Consider the following 15,571-nt stretch of genomic DNA (forward strand, 5'->3'; position numbering starts at 1 on the left):
CTATACTGTAGAGTATCATATTTTAAGACGAAAAACAACGGGAGGCACTTATGCTGAAAGGAAAAAATATCATTTTGGGTGTAACAGGAAGTATTGCGGCCTATAAGATAGCCGGACTTGCCAGTATGCTGGTAAAAAAGGGCTGTAACGTACATGTCTTAATGTCCCAGAATGCCACGAATTTTATTAATCCCATTACGTTTGAAACATTGACAGGCAATAAATGCCTGGTGGATACCTTTGACCGCAATTTTCAGTTCAACGTAGAGCATGTATCCATTGCCAAGCTTGCTGACGTTGTAATGATTGCTCCGGCCAGTGCCAATGTGATCGCAAAGCTGGCTCATGGGATGGCGGATGACATGCTGACAACCACGGTTTTGGCGTGCAGATGCAAGAAAATCATTTCTCCTGCCATGAATACCAATATGTACGAAAATCCAATTGTTCAGGATAATATAAGGATTTGTGAGTCCTATGACATGGAAGTAATCAAACCTGATTTCGGGTACCTGGCCTGCGGTGATATTGGAGCAGGAAAGATGCCGGATCCTGAAGTTCTTTTTGATTTCATTGAAAAAGAGGTCTGCTTTGAAAAAGATCTGACAGGAAAGAAGATTCTGGTTACGGCTGGTCCCACCAGGGAATCCATAGATCCGGTCCGGTTCATCACAAACCATTCCACAGGGAAAATGGGCTATGCAGTGGCAAAGGCGGCTTCTTTAAGAGGAGCGGATGTGACACTTGTGAGCGGGATAACGGATACGCCAAAGCCCAGGTTTGTACACCTCATTGAGGTTGGCAGCGCAAAAGAAATGTTTGATGCGGTTACGGCAGAAGCGGAATCCCAGGATGCCATCATTAAGGCCGCCGCTGTGGCGGATTACCGTCCAAAGCATGTGGGAACGGAAAAAACAAAGAAAAAAGAGGGAGAAATGGTTATAGAACTGGAGCGGACGGACGATATCCTTAAATGGTTGGGAGAGCACCGCAGAAAGGGACAGTTTCTTTGCGGCTTTTCCATGGAGACCCAGAATATGCTGGAAAATTCAAGAGTAAAGCTTGATAAAAAAAAGATAGACATGATTATTGCCAATAACTTAAAAGTGGAGGGAGCCGGCTTTGGAACAGATACCAACGTAGTTACCATCATAACCCGGGAAAAAGAACTGCCACTTAAGACCATGACAAAAGATGAAGTAGCGCATCGCATTCTGGATGAGATATTTACCCGTCAGAATGAGGGAAAGAAGGAGCAGGTATTATGAGAATTGAGAAAAGACAGATCGCTGTACCAGGGCAGTTGACCGGCCCGGTGTGTTTGACTGGTTATTTACTGGACAGCATAAGCGTGAACCCGGATATGCTCCGCCCTGCTGTTATTGTGCTCCCGGGAGGAGGATACAGCCGGCGGTCGGATCGGGAGAGTGAGCCCATAGCTTTGCAGTTTTTATCCATGGGCTGTCATGCATTTGTTTTGGATTACAGCGTGGATCCAAATCGTTTCCCCACTTCCTTAAGAGAGCTTGCGGAAGCGGTGGCTCTCATCCGGCAGAACGCAGCAGAGTGGAAGGTTGACACCAATAAAATCGTTCCATGCGGTTTTTCTGCCGCCGGGCATTTGGCCTGCAGCCTTGGGGTCTTCTGGGACAGGGATTTTGTGTGGGAAGCCATAAAACGGTCTCCTAAGGAGATCCGTCCGGACGGAATGATTTTAAATTATCCTGTGATCACAAGCGGGGAATTTAAGCATGCCGGTTCTATCTTAAGTCTTTTGGGAGAGAATGCGGCAAAGGAGGAGACGGAGGCGGTTTCCTTAGAGAATTTTGTTACGGAAAAGACTCCAAAAGCTTTTCTGTGGCATACGTATACCGATGCCGCCGTGCCCCTTGAAAACAGCCTGCTCCTGGCTTCTGCCATGAGAAAGCATGGCGTGAATTTTGAACTTCATGTTTATCCTGCGGGATGTCATGGCCTGTCTCTGGCCAACAAGGAAACCGCAGGCTCCAATGAGTCCCTCTTAGAACCTTCCTGCCAGAGCTGGATTTCTCTTGCAAAAACCTGGCTTTCTAATTTTTAACCGAATCAAGCAGCGAAACGGATTGCGAATATCCGCTTGACTATGGAAGATAGAATCTTGACTTATGGTTAGAATCATACTACAATAGACGAGATCTAGACGTAAATTTTGGAGGAACTATTTTTGTGAATATAGCGGAAGAAATTAAAAAGAGAAGAACATTTGCTATTATTTCCCATCCGGATGCGGGAAAGACTACCTTGACGGAGAAATTTCTGCTTTACGGAGGAGCCATTAATCTGGCCGGTACCGTAAAAGGAAGAAAAGGCGCCAAGCATGCCGTTTCCGACTGGATGGAGATTGAAAAAGAGAGAGGTATCTCCGTCACCTCCTCTGTGTTACAGTTTAATTACGACGGATTCTGCATCAACATTCTGGACACACCAGGCCACCAGGATTTCTCTGAGGATACCTACCGTACCCTTATGGCGGCCGATTCCGCTGTCATGGTCATTGACGGTTCCAAAGGTGTGGAGGCTCAGACCATCAAGCTGTTTAAAGTCTGAGTTATGCGCCATATCCCCATTTTTACATTTGTGAATAAGATGGACCGGGAAGCAAGAGATCCATTTGAACTGATGGATGAGATCGAGGAAGTGCTTGGAATAAGGACCTGTCCGGTCAACTGGCCCATAGGCTGCGGAAGAGAATTTAAAGGGGTTTATGACCGCTTTAAGGAAACCATAACCACTTTCCGGGCGACTGCGAACGGCCAGAAGGAAGTGGAGGCTACAGAAGTCCAGCTGGGAGATGCCCAGGTGGATGCAATGATCGGAGAAAGCTATCACCAGCAGCTTATGGAGGATATTGAGCTGCTTGACGGCGCCAGTGATGAACTGGATATGGACCGGGTCGGCAGGGGAGACTTATCTCCTGTATTTTTCGGTTCTGCTCTCACAAACTTCGGGGTAGAGACATTCCTTCAGCACTTTCTTCAGATGACAACTTCTCCGCTGCCAAGACTGACGACAACAGGAGTCGTAGACCCATTTGAAGAGGAGTTTTCCGCTTTTGTATTTAAGATCCAGGCCAACATGAATAAGGCACACAGAGACCGTGTTGCATTCATGCGTATCGTCTCCGGCAAGTTTGACGCAGGCATGGAGGTAAACCATGTCCAGGGCAGCAAAAAACTGCGTTTGTCCCAGCCGCAGCAGATTATGGCCCAGGACAGGAAGATCGTGGAAGAGGCCTATGCAGGTGATATTATCGGAGTCTTTGATCCGGGCATTTTTTCCATCGGAGATACCCTTTGCAAATCCAATGAAAAATTTGAATATGAGGGGATTCCAACCTTTGCACCAGAGCATTTCGCAAGAGTGCGGCAGATGGACACCATGAAAAGAAAGCAGTTCATCAAAGGCGTAAACCAGATCGCACAGGAAGGTGCCATTCAGATCTTCCAGGAATTTAATACCGGAATGGAAGAGATCATCGTGGGAGTCGTGGGAGAACTGCAGTTTGAGGTTTTGACCTATCGTCTGGAAAATGAGTATAATGTGGAAGTCAGGCTTGAGAAGCTTCCATATGAATATATCCGCTGGATCGTGAACAAAGAAGAAATTGATGTAGCAAAGATCCAGGGTACGTCCGATATGAAACGGATCAAGGATTTAAAGGACAATCCTCTTCTTTTGTTTGTCAACAGCTGGAGCGTTGGCATGGTATTGGAGCGTAATCCGGGACTAAAGCTTTCTGAATTCGGCCACAACTAAGAAAAACGCTTTGTGAGTCGTTCCCGCAATATAGATGCCGGAAAGCAGGTAACAGTTTAATAATCATAAAATATAAGGAGGCAGCAGACAATGAGTAAGATTGATGAAGTAAGAGCAGCCATGGTAGAGGCAATGAAGGCAAAGGATAAACAGCGAAAAGATGCCTTATCCATGCTTCTTTCTGCTCTTAAGAATTTTGAAATCGATAAGAAGGACCATACCCCTATTACGGAAGATGAGGCCAATACAGTAGTAAAGAAGGAAATCAAACAGACTCAGGAAACTCATGATCTTGCGCCTGAAGACAGGACGGATATCAGGGAAGAAGCGGCGTTTCGTATTACCGTTTATAAGGAATTTGCTCCGGAGGATATGGGAGAGGAGCAGATCAGGGAGATCATCCAGTCTGTTCTTGAGGAACTTGGAATTGAAGTTCCTACTGGGGCAGACAAAGGAAAGATCATGAAAACCCTGATGCCCAAGGTAAAGGGAAAAGCAGACGGCAAGGCAGTAAATGACGTACTGGCATCTATGATGAAATAAGAAAAAAGAGGTGTGGATCATGTATCGGAAAGAAATAGAAGAATATATAGAGTCACATAAGCAGGAAATGATAGAAGACATCTGTACGCTGTGCCGCATCAACAGTGAAAAGATGCCATACAGGGAAGGGATGCCCTACGGACCAGGAGCGTTTGAAGCTTTGAATGAAGCGCTGGATATTGCGGAATCCTATGGCTTCTCCATTACCAATTATGATAATTATGTTGGAACGGCAGATTTAAACGATAAGGAGCGCCAGCTTGATATCCTGGCCCATCTTGATGTGGTGCCGGCAGGAGAAGGCTGGAAGGAGACGGAGCCTTTTGAGCCGGTAGTAAAGGGAGATAAATTATTCGGCAGGGGAACCGCAGATGATAAGGGTCCGGCTGTTGCAGCTCTTTATGCCATGAGAGCGGTAAAAGAGCTGAATATTCCTCTTAATAAAAATGTGCGGCTGATCCTGGGAACGGACGAAGAGTGCGGAAGCTCAGATATCGCTCATTATTATGCCATTGAAAAGGAAGCGCCTATGACCTTTTCTCCTGACGGCTCCTTCCCGGTTGTAAATACGGAAAAGGGTGGTTTAAACGGCCATTTCACCGCAGAATGGACAGCTTCTGACCAGCTTCCCAAACTGGTGAGCGTAGAGGCCGGAACCAAAGTAAACGTGGTTCCTGGAAAGGCAAGTGCAGTTGTGAAGGGCCTTGATGCAAAAGTCCTTGAACATGCAGCGGCAGAGTGTGAAAAAAGGACAGGAATCCGCTTTGAACTGAAATTGGATGAAGATACAGCCATTATAACTGCAATCGGTAAAAGCGCACATGCCTCTCTTCCTGAAGAGGGTAATAACGCCCTGACCGGACTTCTTTTATTCTTAACAGAGCTTCCTCTGGCGGAATGCGAACAGATGATCATGATCCGCCGCCTTCTGGAACTGATCCCTCATGGAGATACTTCAGGAGAAGCTTTGGGAATTGCAATGGAAGATGAGCTCTCCGGCAGCCTGACTCTGGCATTCAGTCTCTTAAATGTGACAGAATCCGGTCTGGAGGGTACCTTTGACAGCCGGTGTCCGGTCTGTGCGACAGAGGAGAATGTCCTTTTAGTGGTAAGAAGAAACATGGCGGAAAAGGGTTTTACCCTTCTCAATGATTCCATGAAGCCTCCTCATCATGTGGATGGAAATTCGGAATTTGTAAAGACCCTGCTCAGTGCTTATGAAAGCTATACAGGCCGCAAGGGAGAATGCGTATCCATGGGCGGCGGTACCTATGTCCATGAATTAAAGAACGGCGTTGCCTTCGGCGCTTCCATGCCGGGGACAGATAACCGGATGCATGGAGCTGATGAGTATGCAGTCATTGACGAACTGATTGTAAGCGCAAAGATATTCGCGCAGGTGATTGTAGACCTTTGTTCATAAAAATTAGGTTTTTGTTTCAAATTTTAAAATTAGTATTGACAAAAACAGGAAGAGAGCGTAAAATACGCCTCATAAAGTAATTCCTAGTTTGCCTATAGGAATCAGTGGGAGGAGTAGCTGCCATGAACCAGTGGAGAGCCATGCAGATGAATATGAACAAGATGGACGGCATGTGTATGATGATGTGTCGTGTATCAGAGTGCATAAAAATACGATAATCGTTTCATTTGTATGGATTGTGTGATTAGAATTCGCTGAGAGCAGCAATACGCGGAAAATTTCAGGTCGCAAGTCTGTGCAGGGCTTGCGGCCTTTTTGTACCTTAAAGAGACACCCTATGGATATCCCTTTATGCCCGGAACGATGGGCGGGAATAAAGAAACACCTTACGGGAATCCCTTAATGTCCAAAAAACGGGCAATAATAATGAAAGGAAATAGACAAATGCAGTCAGCAGAACCTATTATTCAGCTGGTGGGACTGGGAAAAGAGTTTCGTACCGCCAACGGCCCGATTAAGGCCCTAGACGATATCAACCTGTCCATAGAACAGGGAGAGATATTTGGAATTATCGGTTTAAGCGGAGCCGGTAAAAGTACTTTGGTCCGCTGTATCAATTATTTAGAGATACCGACATCAGGAGATGTACTTTTTGAAAACAAGAGTCTGGCCTCCATGCGGCCGCAGGAGCAGAGGCTGGCCAGACAGTCCATGGGCATGATTTTTCAGCAGTTCAACCTGCTGGCTCAAAGGAACGTTCTTCAGAATGTGTGCTTTCCGCTGGAAATCGCCAAGGCACCTAAAAAGGAAGGGTTAAAAAGAGCCATGGAGCTCTTGGAAATCGTGGGCCTTAAGGACCGGGCCAAGGCTTATCCGGCTCAGCTGTCAGGTGGACAGAAGCAAAGGGTCGCCATAGCAAGGGCCCTGGCAACCAATCCGAAGGTTCTCCTTTGCGATGAGGCCACAAGTGCGTTAGATCCAAATACCACAAAGTCCATCCTTGGGCTTTTAAAAGATATTAACAAGTCCATGGGAGTTACCGTGGTTGTTATCACCCATGAGATGTCAGTAATAGAAGCCATCTGTGACCGGGTGGCGATTATTGACCAGAGCCATATTGCAGAAGTGGGAAGCGTAAAGGAAATATTCTCTGAGCCAAAGTCAAAGATCGGCAGACAGCTCATTTTAGGAGAAGCGGCGGAACAAGTCAGCCGTTTCGGCGGCTCCAAAAGAGTCCGGATTTCCTTTGACGGACGGTCTTCCTTTGAGCCTGTTCTCGCCAATATGATATTAGCCTGTAAGGTACCGGTGAACATTATGCATGCCGAGACCAGAGATATTAACGGAACCGCTATGGGGCAGATGGTCATCCAGCTTCCGGATAATGAAGTTGACCAGAACCGGGTGCTTAGTTATTTAAAAACAGCAGGGATTACACATGAGGAGGTGAAGAAACATGACCTTTGATGCGACAACGATTCAAATGCTTATTACCGGTATAGGAGAGTCTTTGTTTATGACGCTGACATCTTCCGTTTTTTCTTATCTTATCGGTATCCCTCTGGGTATTATACTAATTGTTACAGATAAAGATGGAATCCATCCAATCCCCTGGCTCCAGCAGGTATTGGGACTTGTTATCAATCTGTTTCGCTCCATACCCTTTATTATTTTGCTTATTATGGTCATACCCGTTACAAAATTGATTGTTGGAACGCTACTGGGACCCAAGGCCGTGATTCCGCCTTTAGTAATAGCAGCAGCCCCGTATGTTGCCAGAGTGGTGGAATCTTCTTTTAAGGAAGTGGACAGTGGTGTGGTGGAAGCGGCGAAATCCATGGGTGCCTCAACGTTTCAAATTATATGTAAGGTTCTCCTTCCGGAGGCAAAGCCTTCCCTCCTGGTAGGAGCAGCCCTTTCCGTAACAACCATATTGTCTTATTCCGCTATGGCCGGATTTGTAGGCGGCGGCGGTCTTGGTGATATTGCGATTCGATATGGATATTACCGTTATCAGACGCAGATGATGTTTGTAACAGTCGCGATCCTTGTGATCATCGTTCAGATCATTCAGGAAACCGGAATGAAATTATCCAAAAAGAGCGACAAACGGGTGAAATAGTAACCGCCTCAGGCGTTACCATAAAAAAATTCAAGGAGGAACAATTATGAAAAAGACACTTTATGTATTTTCAGCTGCACTGGTTGCAGCAGCGGCGCTGACCGCATGCGCAGGAAGTAAAGAAGCGCCCGCAACACCTGCAGCAACCCAGGCTGCATCATCAGAGGAAACAAAGGCAGAAGAATCAACGGCAGCAGAAACGACCGCTGACTTAGAGAAGATCATTGTGGGAGCAACTCCGGCTCCTCATGCAGAGATTTTAAATGCTGCAAAGGATATTTTAAAAGAAAAAGGCTATGAGCTGGTAGTCAAGGAATATACGGATTATGTGCAGCCAAACATGGCTCTTGAATCCGGAGACTTAGATGCCAACTATTTCCAGCATAAGCCATATCTGGATCAGTTCAATGAGCAGAAAGGAACCGACCTTGTAAGTGCGGCAGCCATTCATTATGAGCCTTTCGGCATCTATGCAGGAAAGACAGATTCCATTGATAAGCTTCCCGACGGAGCCCAGATCGCAGTTCCAAATGATGTTTCCAACGAAGCAAGAGCTCTTCTTTTACTGGCAGACCAGGGACTGATCGAATTAAAGGAAGGCATTGAACTGGATGCAACAAAGAATGATATTGTAAAGAACGATAAGAATTTTAAAATCGTTGAAGTAGAAGCTGCTCAGCTTCCCCGTTCCTTAGGCGATGTGGATGTGGCTGTTATCAACGGAAACTACGCCATTGAAGCAGGCTTAAAGGTATCCGATGCTCTGGCTGTAGAGGATGCAAAGTCTGTGGCAGCAACTCTTTACAGTAATATTATTGCGGTTCGTTCAGGTGAGGAAAGCAGCGAGAAGACCAAAGCTCTTGTGGAAGCTTTATCAAGCGATACCGTTAAAAAGTTTATTGAAGACACCTACGAAGGTGCAGTAGTTCCTTCTTTCTAAACAGGAACTTCTTTAAGAAATTTAAATAAATAAAAGGCCGTTATGGATTCGCTTGAAACAGCTTCCATAGCGGCCTTTTTGTCAAACGGCTAATGTGAGGCCGCACTTGACCGGGCATGTCTCCCCGGCATCATCTATTGCACCAGCCGCCGTCTTAAAATCTCAAGATACCGTTCATTCTTTTCACAATTTTCCAAAGCGAAAGACTTCATAATTCTGGAGATATCCTCACGGCTGCAGTTTTTAAACTGATTTGCATATTCCGGCTGTAAGACACCTGCGGCAAAGCCGGTCAGCAGGGCGTAGTTCATACATTTCTGAAAGGTGCCGAAGGTATAATTAGGCGCTTCCTCCAGTAGAGACAGCATATATTTGGTAAATTCCCTTGTTACCTCTTTGCCAGGGCATTCGCTGCGCCAGGCGGTAAAGTTTTCGGCTCCTAAAAGGCCCTTTTGACGCTGGACCCCGGCGACCTGCTGAAGATATTCGCTGTCGGGCTTAACCGTCACCCAGCCCATGGTGCCGCAGTCCTTATAGGTCCAGGTGGTCCAGTGAAGACCAAGCTCATTCATTGCCTTTAACTGGTCGTCCATGGATGCCAGACGGTTTGGCATATCCTCTTCCCCCGTACAATACTGGGAGCCAAATTCCCCGACCCATAAGGGAACCAGGTATTTTTCGGAAAATTGCCAGCCTTCTGTTTCCCTGATATGGTTTATCTGCTTTTCATAATCCCAGTAGCTGGCTGTCTCCACCCGGTCATTATGCAGCTCCTCATAGTGTCCCGGATATTTGCCGGGTCCGAAGCTGGAAATGATGTAATCGTGGGAGGAATAAACAAGGTTTTCGGCAAAAGGGGCCTCTAAGCCGGAAAAATTATGTCCGTAGCAGTCGCCTTCGATAAAGATGATGTGGTCCGGGTCAACTTCCCGGATGGCATGTACGGTCTTCTTTACGACCCGGTTAAAGGTTTCGTAATCTGAGGAGAAATTTTCGTACATGTTAAAGGGATAATCCCCGCTGCGGCAGCTGGAACTTGGCTCGTTGAACAATTCATAGCCGGCTACTGCAGAGCGGCCGCAAAAACGCCGGGCCAGTTCCTGCATAAAGCTGATGTAGCGCTTCTGGTAGCAGGCATCGGACCAGAACAGGGAGATGCCCCCGTCATTATCGCTGTGCCAGTGAGTGTTCTGCCAGCCCTGTATGGCGTGCATGTCTAAAATTACGTATAAGTGGTGGCGCTCGCATAAGGAGACGGCGGCCTCCAGAATTTCGAATCCCTTTTCCTTGTATACAAATGGCTCGGAATCATCTTCAAAATGCCGGTAGTTGAGCGCCAGGCGCACGCAGTTCGCTCCGGTGGAAGCGATAAAACTTAAATCCTTTTCCGACAAAAATTCCTTCATCATTTCTAAGAAGAAAAATTCTCCGTCCTCTTTCCCCAGTCTGGCAGCCATGTGCTCTCTTAAGGAAATTTCCGTTCCCGGATAGCCGTTGATAAAGTTCTCCATATTCATCCATCCGCCGATGCAGGTGCCGCGCAGATAGACCTGACGGCCCGATTCTGTTACAATTGCTTTCCCCCTGGTTTTAAGAAACTCCATAAAATATCTCCTTTCGGTATGTAATTCACTATATTGTATATTTTACCATTGGAATGTGGGGTGCTCAATATGATGAATTATCAACATTTTATAAAAAGTAGAATACAAAAAGGAGGTTAAATGTAAATGTTGACGAATTTTCATACTTATCATTCTTAAATCTCTGTGTTAAAATTCAGCTATGAAGTTCATGAATTTCGGGATTTAAAAAGTTTTTCAGTAATATGAAAATATTTATATTGGAGGAGGAACTATGAGGCTAACAAAGAGTATTGGTATGTTGCTGCTTGGGATTTCTATGGCCGCATCATTGACAGCCTGCAAAAGTACATCCGGGAGCGCACCGGGGTCTGCGGCTGACGGCAACAGCGCCCAAAAGTTGGGAGAGACAGCTGCCGGCAATAGTGCCCAAACGGCAGGAGAGACTGGGGCGCCTGCGGCTCCGGGGGAGGTTACAACCATTCGGATGTGGTCCAATGACCAGCATGATCAGGCAGTATATGATGAAAAGATAAAGGAATTTAATGAGACCATCGGCAAAGAAAAAGGGATTGCGGTTGAATATACGGTTTACGGCAGTGATTATTACACAACTCTGGACGTGGCTGTAACAGCAGGTGAAGGCCCGGATATTTTTAAGAGCAACAAGATAGGAAATTATTCCAAGGCCGGTTACATCATGCCCTGGGATGATGTGGAAAGCTTAAAGGGACTGGTTGAGCGGTTCCGGCCGTATAATGCGCCGGGATATGGAATATTCGGGGATCAAACCTATGCCATTCCGTTCCGGGTAACAAACTACGGAATTGCATGCAACATGGATATTTTTAAGGAAAATGGGCTGACCGTACCCGAAACATGGGACGAGATGCGGGAAGCTGCACGGGTGATTACGGAAAACAGCGGCGGTTCTACCTACGGTTATGCCCTGGCTATGGGCTATTCTTCCTACGATTACTTTTATGTAAATCTTGCCAATGCTGCCAGTGTTGGGGATGAATATTTTAATCATACAACCGGAAGATATGATTATTCCAGCCTTCGGGGGTTCTTTGGACATTTGCAGGAAATCATTGATGACGGCAGCATGTTTCCGGGCTTTGAAACCATGGATGGAGATACGGCAAGAGCCCAGTTTTCCGCCGGAAATATCGGTATGGTAGGAGTTTTATCCTCTGATGTCATGACCTTTAAAAAACAGTTCCCCTGTGACTTTGAGTGGGAGGTCATCCCTTATCCTGTAAAGGATGCGGGGAACCGCTACAAAGAGCCTGTCGGCGTGTCCTTATCCTACGTGATCAATTCCGATGTTAAGGAGAAGGGATATGAGGATAAGGTTGGGGAATTTATGAAGTTCCTGTATTCTGATGAATTGTTTGTGGCAACCAACGAAGCTCAGGTGGATATCAGCATCCTGGGTGATGAGATCACCAGTCAGTCAACGGCTGCGGATATGGATCCAAACTGGCTGCGGTTCTCGGATATGGATATCTACTGCATCAAGTATCCCAATCCTGACGGTGATTTATCCATCGAGGGAGACGGTTTCCATGATGCATATAGTAAGATACTTACAGGCGTAGTAGATGTGGATGCCGCTCTGGAGGATTTGACAGTCCGCTATAATGAGGCTTTGGATCAGGCAATTTCATCAGGCAAAGTAGATATTAAGGATTACATTGATCCCGATATTACTGTAAAGATGAAGTGGGTGAAGTAGAACTTAAGTCAGCACTTCCGGATATGCATATCTATTTGGAAGTGCTTTTTTTAAAGAGGTGCTTATGAGCAGAATATTAAAAAAGAGTAATAAACTTCACACAGGGAACAAAATCCAGGAGATACTCATGATCACACCGATGACAATCGGGTTCTTGATGTTTTCCGTATATCCCATTGTCTGGGTGCTGCGCTGGTCATTTTTTAAATACAATGGCTACAGCGAGCCGGTCTTTATCGGCCTGGATAACTTTGTCCGGGCATTTGCCAGGGATCCGGCCTACTGGGGTTCTTTAAAAAACACCTTTCTGATTGCCGGTCTTAAGATGCTGATCGAGATCCCGCTTTCTTTGCTGCTTGCAGTTTTGTTGAATAACAGGATAAAAGGCAGTTCCTTTTTCCGGGTGGTGTTCTTTCTGCCGTCGGTGTTCAGTATCGCAGTGGTGGGATTGATTTTCTCCATCCTTTTCAGTGCGTATAATGGGATCATCAATGCCGCCCTCCGGGAATTGGGCTTTATATCCCGGAATATCAGCTGGTTCAGTGATAAGAACCATGCCATGTTTGTGATCATTCTGGTGTCTCTGTGGACAACCTTCGGATTAAATATGATTTACTTTCTCATGGGCCTGCAGAATATTCCCAAATCCTTATACGAATGTTCGTCTATTGACGGGGCGAACGAGGTTCAGCAGTTTTTTCACATTACCGTACCGATGGTAGCTCCCATTCTCCAGCTGGTGCTGATGATGAGCGTTTTGGGAACCATGAAGATGACGGACTTAATTCTGGTTCTGACCAACGGCGCCCCCGGCGGTTCCACGGAGGTGGTAATGACGTATATTTTCAAATGCTTTTTCTCTTACGGCGAAAGCTCTTCAAAAGAGGTGCAATTTGGCTATGCTTCTGCAATGGCGGTTATCACGGCCATTATTTTGGGGATTGTAACGCTAATCTATTTGAAGGTATCAAAGAAAATGCAGTCCATTGATGAATAGGGAGGAGGAAAGCGATGAAAAAGGTATCGAAACTTATACTGCGGTTTGTTCTGTACGGCTTTCTGACGGCGGTTACGCTGTTTGCCGTCTTCCCGGTCGTCTATATTTTGCTATCGTCTTTTAAATCCAACCAGGAGATACTGGTTGGCGGTGTTCGGATCATTCCTCTGGAATGGCATCTGGAAAATTATGTCCAGGCATGGAATCTGGCTAATTTTGGTAAACTGACCTTTAACAGTATTTTCTATACAGTGGTAGTGGTAGCCGGCTGTGTCCTTACCTCCATTTTGGCCGGTTATGTGTTTGCCAGGGGGACGACAAGGTTCTCCCGGGTGGTTAATGTCATGCTGCTGTGTTCCATGTTTGTTTCTATCGGGACCTTATCTTTGTATCCCCAGTTGAGCCTTGCCAAATTGTTTGGATTAAACGGAACCCTTTGGGGGCCGATTATTATCAGGGTTTTCGGAATGAATGCGACCCAGGTATTTGTCGCTACGGGATTTGTCCGCCAGATTTCAAAGGAGATAGACGAAGCCGCGCAGATTGATGGCTGCAGCTTCTTCGGGATTTTCTGCCGGATTATTTTCCCGCTGTGCAAGCCGCTGGTGGCGACCGCCGGGCTGATAGCATTTCGGACGGCCTGGAGCGATTATCTGCTTCCCTATGTGTTTACCATTTCAGCCAAGGAAAAATGGCCTCTGGTAGTCGGTGTAGTAAGCTTAAAATCCAGCGGAGAAGCTGTTTCATCCTGGAATCTGATGCTTGCGGGAATTAGTATTTCAATTCTGCCCATGTTTATTATATACTTATTCTTGAACAAATATTTTATTTCAGGACTGACGGAAGGTTCTGTCAAAGGATAAGTGGGGGTAATTTATGTTCTATACCATTGGCTTGCTGTTGATCTTTTCGATTATTTTACTAGTGTTTGACCGGAAAAGCAGATATTCCTATCTGTTTGTGCTGATGGCGGCAGGGGTGATCATTGCTTTTTTTTCCATCATACTACATATCAATATGTTTGCTAGTTATGCCTGTTATTATGACAGCAGTATTTATTACCGTCTGGATTACTATATCTACCGAACGATCACAGACCGCATGGCTCTGCCGATTGTCTGGAATATCCGGCTGATGAATCTGGGGATCGCCTTGTTTTTACTGGCGGAGACAATTTTTAACTATGAATTTTACCGGGGGCTTAGAGGTTACAGAGAGAAGAAAAAAAGCCGGGTGAAGATACGGGGTCATGTTCTGCTGTTTCTGATTCCGTTTCTGTCTCTGCTGATGTATGATCCCATAACCTCTACAAACATGTACATCTATTATCACACTTCGGACAGGCCTTGGCTGGTGTACTGCCTCTTTGAGGGGATGAATCTGGTCGTAAAGCTGAGTGTTCTGTATCTGCTGCTGCGGCCGGTTTTTCTGCTCCTCCGGTATGTGGCGGAGACCACCGTGCTGTTTTTGAGGAAGCGTATTTTTTTGCTGTCTATGGGTCTGCTTTTGGTTGCCACCCTGTTTTACTGCTTTTTTTACGTAGGACCATTCAGTGTTTCCGTAGGCAAGGTCATCCGCAGCGGCTTTTGGATTTTTGAAAATGTCCAGGCCAGGATTTCAAAGGTGTATCTGACGTCTCCGTCGGTGGTGCTGATTGTCTTATCGGTCTGCATGTTTATCCTGCTCAGTTTTCGTATGGATATATCCGCCACCCTGTTTGTGGAACGAAAGATCCAAAAGAATCTGATCGTTATGAACGAGATGTTAGGTGAAACCCTTCACTCCCAAAAAAACTTACTGTTTTCCTTACAGATTCTGACCGGTAAGATCGAAACCAGGCTGCCGCAGAAAGAGGAGATACCGGAGGTCGGGAGAATGAAACAGCTGATTGATGAGTCGCTGGCCCGGACCACGGAGATGCTTGATAAGTTAAAGGAGGTCAAGTACCATTACCTTCATAACAGTATTGTCAGTATTATTGATGAAGCGCTGGCAGAGGTGACGATCCCGGAGCATATCCGGGTGGTGTGGGATAAGACGCGTTTTGAGGGAATAAACGGAATGTATGACCGATATCACCTATGTAAGGCTCTGGTGAATGTTTTTTACAATGCGGTAGAAGCAATCGAGCAGTCAGGGAAGGAAGAAGGAACGATTACCGTGCAGATCTTTTTCTTATTCCGCTGGCTTGTAATTGCCATTACAGATAACGGAACCGGTATCAAACCCAGAAACCGTAAGCGGATATTTACTCCCCACTATTCCGGCAAACAGGGGAAGATGAACTGGGGTCTGGGGCTTCCCTATGTATATAAAGTGGTGAAAGCTCATCTGGGGCAGGTGAAGCTTGACAGCAGGGAAGGTATTTATACATCAGTGCTGGTGATGCTGCCAGTCAGCAAAAACGACCCGGCAAAACAGCCGTGA

General features: G+C 46.1%; 12 protein-coding genes and 1 pseudogene. 12 read left to right on the forward strand and 1 reads right to left on the reverse strand.

Going from position 1 to position 15,571, the window contains the following annotated elements; all coding sequences use genetic code 11:
• Window positions 1-50 precede the first annotated feature (50 nt).
• The 8 genes and pseudogenes from coaBC to RT269_RS02525 all read left to right on the forward strand — a co-directional run bounded on the left by coaBC (window position 51) and on the right by RT269_RS02525 (window position 8,823).
• Window positions 51-1,268: a bifunctional phosphopantothenoylcysteine decarboxylase/phosphopantothenate--cysteine ligase CoaBC gene (coaBC, locus tag RT269_RS02490; RefSeq protein ID WP_313180416.1), complete on the forward strand. Its 1,218-nt coding sequence runs from the start codon at window positions 51-53 to the stop codon at window positions 1,266-1,268.
• Window positions 1,265-2,080: an alpha/beta hydrolase gene (locus tag RT269_RS02495; protein WP_313180417.1), complete on the forward strand. Its 816-nt coding sequence runs from the start codon at window positions 1,265-1,267 to the stop codon at window positions 2,078-2,080. The genes coaBC and RT269_RS02495 overlap by 4 nt, the downstream gene beginning before the upstream one ends.
• 125 nt (window positions 2,081-2,205) lie before the next feature.
• Window positions 2,206-3,795: pseudogene (locus tag RT269_RS02500) on the forward strand (peptide chain release factor 3).
• A 90-nt stretch (window positions 3,796-3,885) separates the two neighbouring features.
• On the forward strand, window positions 3,886-4,338 hold the full coding sequence (locus tag RT269_RS02505; RefSeq protein ID WP_313180418.1) for a GatB/YqeY domain-containing protein: 453 nt from the start codon (window positions 3,886-3,888) through the stop codon (window positions 4,336-4,338).
• Window positions 4,339-4,357: 19 nt separating this feature from the next.
• Window positions 4,358-5,761 carry a dipeptidase PepV gene (pepV, locus tag RT269_RS02510; protein WP_313180419.1) on the forward strand — a complete coding sequence of 468 codons (1,404 nt, stop codon included), beginning with the start codon at window positions 4,358-4,360 and terminating at the stop codon, window positions 5,759-5,761.
• Window positions 5,762-6,205: 444 nt separating this feature from the next.
• Window positions 6,206-7,228 (forward strand): methionine ABC transporter ATP-binding protein, encoded by a 1,023-nt coding sequence (locus tag RT269_RS02515; RefSeq protein WP_313180420.1) that lies wholly within the window; start codon window positions 6,206-6,208, stop codon window positions 7,226-7,228.
• Window positions 7,218-7,883, forward strand: a complete 666-nt coding sequence (locus RT269_RS02520; RefSeq protein WP_313180421.1) for a methionine ABC transporter permease — start codon at window positions 7,218-7,220, stop codon at window positions 7,881-7,883. Before RT269_RS02515 ends, RT269_RS02520 begins: the two co-directional genes overlap by 11 nt.
• A gap of 46 nt (window positions 7,884-7,929) precedes the next feature.
• A complete protein-coding gene (locus RT269_RS02525) occupies window positions 7,930-8,823 on the forward strand; it encodes a MetQ/NlpA family ABC transporter substrate-binding protein (protein ID WP_313180422.1) in 894 nt (297 codons plus the stop codon).
• Between the two features lie 134 nt (window positions 8,824-8,957).
• Here RT269_RS02525 and RT269_RS02530 read toward each other — a convergent pair whose 3' ends face one another.
• On the reverse strand, window positions 8,958-10,427 hold the full coding sequence (locus RT269_RS02530) for a glycoside hydrolase family 5 protein (protein ID WP_313180423.1): 1,470 nt from the start codon (window positions 10,425-10,427) through the stop codon (window positions 8,958-8,960).
• Window positions 10,428-10,680: 253 nt separating this feature from the next.
• On the opposite strand from RT269_RS02530, the gene RT269_RS02535 reads away from it, so the two are divergent.
• The 4 genes from RT269_RS02535 to RT269_RS02550 all read left to right on the forward strand — a co-directional run bounded on the left by RT269_RS02535 (window position 10,681) and on the right by RT269_RS02550 (window position 15,571).
• A complete protein-coding gene (locus tag RT269_RS02535; RefSeq protein WP_313180424.1) occupies window positions 10,681-12,147 on the forward strand; it encodes an ABC transporter substrate-binding protein in 1,467 nt (488 codons plus the stop codon).
• Between the two features lie 64 nt (window positions 12,148-12,211).
• Entirely contained in the window at window positions 12,212-13,144 is a 933-nt protein-coding gene (locus RT269_RS02540) for a carbohydrate ABC transporter permease (RefSeq protein ID WP_313180425.1), read from the forward strand.
• Between the two features lie 14 nt (window positions 13,145-13,158).
• The gene (locus tag RT269_RS02545) at window positions 13,159-14,007 is read left to right on the forward strand and encodes a carbohydrate ABC transporter permease (protein ID WP_313180426.1); all 849 of its coding nucleotides are present in this window, start codon (window positions 13,159-13,161) and stop codon (window positions 14,005-14,007) included.
• A gap of 13 nt (window positions 14,008-14,020) precedes the next feature.
• Window positions 14,021-15,571: an ATP-binding protein gene (locus RT269_RS02550; protein ID WP_313180427.1), complete on the forward strand. Its 1,551-nt coding sequence runs from the start codon at window positions 14,021-14,023 to the stop codon at window positions 15,569-15,571.

Origin of the sequence: Lacrimispora sp. (assembly GCF_032078915.1) — a bacterium.
GTDB lineage: Bacteria > Bacillota > Clostridia > Lachnospirales > Lachnospiraceae > Lacrimispora.

Bases quoted from the DNA above. Each gene is read 5' to 3' on its own strand.
- RT269_RS02505 (WP_313180418.1), top strand. From the start codon at position 3,886: ATGAGTAAGATTGATGAAGTAAGAGCAGCCATGGTAGAGGCAATGAAG.
- RT269_RS02520 (WP_313180421.1), top strand. From the start codon at position 7,218: ATGACCTTTGATGCGACAACGATTCAAATGCTTATTACCGGTATAGGA.
- pepV (WP_313180419.1), top strand. From the start codon at position 4,358: ATGTATCGGAAAGAAATAGAAGAATATATAGAGTCACATAAGCAGGAA.
- RT269_RS02545 (WP_313180426.1), top strand. From the start codon at position 13,159: ATGAAAAAGGTATCGAAACTTATACTGCGGTTTGTTCTGTACGGCTTT.
- RT269_RS02525 (WP_313180422.1), top strand. From the start codon at position 7,930: ATGAAAAAGACACTTTATGTATTTTCAGCTGCACTGGTTGCAGCAGCG.
- RT269_RS02530 (WP_313180423.1), bottom strand. From the start codon at position 10,427: ATGGAGTTTCTTAAAACCAGGGGGAAAGCAATTGTAACAGAATCGGGC.
- RT269_RS02515 (WP_313180420.1), top strand. From the start codon at position 6,206: ATGCAGTCAGCAGAACCTATTATTCAGCTGGTGGGACTGGGAAAAGAG.
- RT269_RS02540 (WP_313180425.1), top strand. From the start codon at position 12,212: ATGAGCAGAATATTAAAAAAGAGTAATAAACTTCACACAGGGAACAAA.
- RT269_RS02495 (WP_313180417.1), top strand. From the start codon at position 1,265: ATGAGAATTGAGAAAAGACAGATCGCTGTACCAGGGCAGTTGACCGGC.
- RT269_RS02550 (WP_313180427.1), top strand. From the start codon at position 14,021: ATGTTCTATACCATTGGCTTGCTGTTGATCTTTTCGATTATTTTACTA.
- coaBC (WP_313180416.1), top strand. From the start codon at position 51: ATGCTGAAAGGAAAAAATATCATTTTGGGTGTAACAGGAAGTATTGCG.
- RT269_RS02535 (WP_313180424.1), top strand. From the start codon at position 10,681: ATGAGGCTAACAAAGAGTATTGGTATGTTGCTGCTTGGGATTTCTATG.